The organism is Treponema sp. JC4, from assembly GCF_000260795.1.
GTDB lineage: Bacteria > Spirochaetota > Spirochaetia > Treponematales > Treponemataceae > Treponema_D.
Window position 1 is genome coordinate 1 of sequence record NZ_AJGU01000078.1, and the last position, 4,064, is coordinate 4,064.

3 protein-coding genes are annotated in these 4,064 nt (G+C 34.9%); all 3 read right to left on the minus strand.

Features of this window, described 5'->3' with window-relative positions:
* Positions 1-621: hypothetical protein (locus MSI_RS13080; RefSeq protein WP_039925026.1), on the minus strand; the 621-nt coding region annotated here is incomplete at its 3' end.
* A gap of 34 nt (positions 622-655) precedes the next feature.
* The gene (locus MSI_RS13085; protein WP_009107955.1) at positions 656-2,392 is read right to left on the minus strand and encodes an ABC transporter ATP-binding protein; all 1,737 of its coding nucleotides are present in this window, start codon (positions 2,390-2,392) and stop codon (positions 656-658) included.
* Positions 2,389-4,064: capsule assembly Wzi family protein (locus MSI_RS13090; RefSeq protein ID WP_050983953.1), on the minus strand; the 1,676-nt coding region annotated here is incomplete at its 5' end. The genes MSI_RS13085 and MSI_RS13090, both read right to left, overlap by 4 nt.

Sequence of the window (4,064 nt, forward strand, 5' to 3'; positions counted from 1 at the left end):
ATGGGCATACTCCAGTCGTAAATTTTTGTTTTTCTTGATATATGGATTTTCTTCTAGATATGATTTTAAATCATCAAGCACAAATCTTGAATTTGCAAATACACCGTCATATTTAACATATTCTTTTACAACATTATGAAAAAGTCTTACTAATTTTCTATCACCGACAGTTTCTGGATATCTGACAGGTATTAAATCATGTAAAAAGTTAAATATCTTTAAGCCATGTTTATGAAAAGTTTTTAGATAGCGTCTGTTTGAGAAGGAAATAAAATCTATATTGTCTAAATGAAAAAAAATATCACCTTTTATAATTTTTATTTTTTCTTTTGTTTCACAATTGTAATATCCTATATATTTTTTTGCAAAGATATAAACAATCTTGTATTTTGACCAAATTTTCACGTATTTGTTGAATTCTCTCACACATCGATGAATGCCGGTTCCTTCATCATGCTTATAAAAACGTGTAATATCTAAAAATAAATACGGTTCATTTCGGTTTTTATCAATATAGTTTGTTATCGGAAGAAAAGTATTGAAAAAATACTTTTCTTTTCGAATGAAGTGAACTATTGGATGATATAAGAAACCAAACTTAGCTTTAATTATTGGTAACATTTTTTTTATTCCTTATTATTAAAAAATTGGAATTTTATCTATAGACTTTTCCATTTTCAAACTTAATCTTAAAATCACATGCCTCAAGTGTGCTCAGTCGGTGGGCAATCGAGATAATGGTAATCTGTCCCTTAAGTTTTAAGATTGTGTCGGTAATGCTCTTTTCTGTTTCGTTATCAAGGGCGCTGGTGGCTTCATCAAGGACTAAGACGCTTGGCTGGTGGTAAAGGGCGCGGGCAATGCCGATTCGCTGTTTCTGGCCGCCGGAAAGTTTTGCGCCGCGGTCGCCGACGTTTGTATTTTCTTTTTCTGGGAGTGTCTGAACAAAATCGTAAAGCTCGGCCATTTTGAGAACGTGTTCAAGCTTTTCTTCTGAAATTTCTTTTTCAGGAATTCCAAGTGCAATATTTTCGCGGATTGTGCCGTCGATTAAATAAATTGACTGTGGAACATAAGCGATATTATTAAGCCAGCTGGAAATATTTTCGTAAATATCCCTGTTATCAACTAAAATGCTGCCGGAAGTAGGGGGTAAAAGTCCCAGTAAAATATCTACAAAGGTTGTTTTTCCGGCTCCTGATGGTCCAACAATTCCCACAAAACTTCCCTTAGGAATTGAAAAACTAACGTCGTTCAGGACATTTTCTTCTTTGCTAGGGTAACGGAATGAAAGGCCTTTAATTTCAATGCTATTTTCAAATGTAATCGCTTCTTTTTCAACCTGAATTTTATGTCGTTCTGCCAGATCTTTATTGTTTTTAACTGCAAGCAAATCATCATACATGTCATTAAAAAGCGGCATTTTGAATTTGATGTTGTTGAACATGCTGATGATTTTATTCAAACTTGGCATGATTCTGACTGCAGCAAGGGCAAGTACACCAAGAGAAGGAACAATGTTTGCTGGATCTGCTCCCATAAGCATCTTAATGATTACAGTTACCAGAATACCGCCAAGTGCAATCAGTTCTATAGCTACTCGCGGAATTTTGTCTATAAAAATAAAATCTCTGGAAGAATCTGAAAATTCGTCAAAAGTCTTACTGAATTCTTCTATAAAATAGTTTTCAGTCTGCATAACTTTTGTTTCTTTTATCGAACCAAAACCCTGATTAATCCATTTTATGATTTTCTGGTTATTTTTATTTCTCAGTTCACCCTGATTAGAAATAATTTTCCTAAAGCCCTTCAAAATAAAAAATACAAGAGGTCCAAGAATTCCTGCAACCACAAGGGCTGTCAGAGGATCCATTGCAAAAATCATCAGCCAGATTATAAAAATTGTGATAAGTTCTGTAATAATTGTAAGAAGGTAGATAAGAATTTCAGAAAAAATCTGAGTTCCGCCGGTCAGAATGTTTCGGCTTAAAATAGAAATATTTGTATTTACGTGATAGAGATAGGGCTTTGAAAGATAATAGGCATAAAGTCTTTCCGTATAATCCTTCTGATTGTTCATTGAAAAGCGAATCTGCAACTTTGTCTGAACAAGCATGAATATATTTTTAAAAATATAAAAGGCAATCAAAGAAAGTGATGAAAAAATAATAAGGGAGCGGTGTGTGGTTACTCCAAAGATGGCAACAATTTTTGCAATTGCCTGGTGTTTGCTTAAAAATTCTGGTTTGCTTATGATTGTAATAAGAGGATATAGAGCCCCAATTCCAACTGCTTCAAAAAGTGCACCAATAAACATAAGGATGATAAGGGCAATACATAATTTAATTTGATGCGGAGTGAGAATTGTAAAAACTTTTAATAATGATTTCATAGGCTATATTTTAATCCTGCTGATATTTGACAGTTATGCTTTGTTTCGTTTGTATAATGATAACGGAAGATTTTCATATAAGCAAATCCTAAAGAAGCATTGAGGGCAGGTGTTACAAAATAATTTGTATTGAAGCCAAGAACAAAATAGGTTTCGAAGTTAGCGTACCATGTTTTGTAAATATCACCATTTACAGCATCTGATGACGTATTTACAGCCTTTGAATAAACACTGTTATTGTTAGGACAGAATCTATGGAAGTAAAGCATTGTACTTCCTTTTGGATAATAAATTCTCCATCCTAAGAATTGACTGTTTCCAAAGGCTCCTGAGCCTGCTCCAATAATCTGACCTTTATTTGTATAACCTTGAGTTATAGGACTATGTGCATAATAGCCAAGATATATCCACTGAAGCTGGAAATCCTGGCTCATTTCAAAATTATTCCATTCAAAAATGATTTCTGTATCTAAATTAAAAGCATTTTTCCATTTTGGAAATAATTTTGTAAGTTTTATAGGAATATACTGTTTTGCGCCAATTGTATATATTGCTGTATGGAATGGATTTGTATCTTCATTAGAAGAAAAATCATCGCGTCCGAATTCACCATATACTTCAAATCCAACTTTTGGGAACTGCCAGTCTGCAAAAATCGAAAATTTCTGATCTTCTGAATTATCTGAATTTATTGCATTGTCACGACTTGTTGTAAAAAGCCGTGCAATATATTTCAGGTTTTCAGCCTTCCATTTTGTCATAAAAATTCTATTAAGCCCAATTGTGAAGCCTGGAATAAAAGAAGGTGAATAGCTTGCACTCATAGCATTGACCATTCTGTTATTATAATCTGATGTAAAATTGTAATAATCAGACTGTTTAAGCATACCTGTCCAAATTCTTCCTTCAATATCACCAATGTACCAGTTGCAGAATGGAAGATAAACTTTAGTACGGCGTAGACCTATATCGACTTTTGGGTATGATGCTGCATTGTTACTGCCAAGCATTGGGTTAAGCCATGCGGGGCCGAGCCAAGGTGATTGTGTACCAAAGCCTACTGTAAATGTGCGCCAGCTGTAGCGAACTTCTGTGTCACCCCAGTCAAAAGTCCAGAATGCTGAATTTCCGTAGCGTTCTACAAGATCAATATTTTGTCCAAAGAAAGCTCCGTAATTATTTCCATAAACATTACCAAGGGGGGCAAAATCAAGGTTCTGACTAAAACATACTATCGGTTTTACTGTCAATTCAAAACCAAAAGCTTCAAGACGAGCACCACCTGTCAAACTTGTATTATAACCTTTTCCCTGCCAGAGGGCTCCGTCGTTCTGGCCGTAAGGTACTGCTGTGTTAAAACTGTTGTACCAGCCTGGGCCATAAATTTTAAGTTTTAGGCTGTGGGCAAAGCCACGGGTGAACCAATTAGAACCTTCTGCTCCCTGCCGCAAAGTGAATTTTGTTTCCAGGTTGTTATTCTGCCATGGGTGAGACGGTAATTCTTCGTTTTCGTCAATAAAGTTCCATTCAGAATCGCTTAATGTGCGGTATCCAAGGGTAGGGCGTTCTACAATTCCTGTTAGTGAAAGAAAATCATAATATTCTTCTTCAATTGATTTTAATGCTTCCTGTGAATAAAGTGCTGTTACTAAAAATGATGGTAAAAGAAGAT

Coding starts and splice junctions, on each gene's coding strand:
- MSI_RS13085 (WP_009107955.1), bottom strand. CDS start 2,392: ATGAAATCATTATTAAAAGTTTTTACAATTCTCACTCCGCATCAAATT.